Source organism: Arhodomonas sp. KWT (assembly GCF_010993615.1).
The window spans coordinates 1-1066 of sequence record NZ_WNXE01000559.1; the positions used below are offsets into that span (position 1 = coordinate 1).

General features: G+C 66.6%; 2 protein-coding genes. Both read left to right on the forward strand.

The features are described 5' to 3' along the window. The coding region (locus G7A99_RS20700; protein ID WP_163143766.1) for an ABC transporter permease at positions 1-903 on the forward strand (903 nt) is incomplete at its 5' end. Beyond that, positions 900-1066, forward strand: a 167-nt coding sequence (locus G7A99_RS20705) for an ATP-binding cassette domain-containing protein (protein WP_163143768.1), incomplete at its 3' end; no start/stop codon positions are given. The genes G7A99_RS20700 and G7A99_RS20705, both read left to right, overlap by 4 nt.

A 1066-nucleotide genomic window follows, 5' to 3' on the forward strand; every position in this document is an offset into this window, starting at 1 on the left:
GCCGGCATCGCGCTGGTGATCTACTTCCAGTGGACCTCGCCGTACTTCCTCTCGGCGGACAACCTCGGTGTGCTGGGACAGTTCGCCGCCGCCACCGCCATCATCGCCGCCGGCGAGGTGATGGTCCTGGTCAACCGCGAACTCGATCTGTCCGTGGGCCAGGTCTACGCGCTGGCGCCCCTGGTGATGTACTTCGCCCAGCAGGCGGGCACCCCGTTGCCCGTGGCGGTGGTGCTGGCGCTGGCCGCGGCGGCGGTCGTCGGCCTGCTCAACGGCGCCATCACCGTAGGCCTTCGCGTGCCCTCATTCGTCACCACGCTGGGAATGCTGTTCTTCGTCAACGGCTTCAACCTCACGATCTCTGGCGGCTTTCCCGTGCAGCCCGAGGCCGGGGCGTTCTGGAAGACGCTGTTCGGCGGCAACATCGCCGTGCAGGTGGCCTGGGCGGTGGTCCTGGTGGTGATTTTCCAGTTCGTGCTCACCAAGACCCGGTGGGGACTGCACACCATCGCCACCGGCGGTAATCCGATCGGTGCGGCGGAAGTGGGTATCCGCACCGGCCGGGTGAAGATCGGCAACTTCATGATCTGCAGCGTGCTCGGCGGCTTCGCCGGGATCCTCGACGCGTTTCGCATCGAGTCCGTCGACCCGCTCGCCGGGGGCACGGAGATCATGTTCATGGCGATCGCCTCGGCGGTGATCGGCGGCACCCTGCTCACCGGCGGGTCCGGCACTGTGGTCGGTGCGTTCCTGGGCGCGGTGGTGCTCGGGATCCTCAAGGACGGATTCACCATTTCCGGGGTGAACGCCTACACGTTCGACATGATCCTGGGCATCGCGATCGTCGTGACCATGATCATGAACGTGCACATCAGCCGCATACGCGCCGGAGGCAAGCCATGACTGACACGAACCCGGGCACCGACGTGCTCCGCGGCGAGCACCTGTCCAAGTCGTTCGGCGCCGTGCGCGCCCTCGACGACATCAACCTCCGGCTGGGACGGGGCGAGGTGCTGGCGCTGCTGGGCGACAACGGTGCCGGCAAATCGACGCTGATGAAGATCCT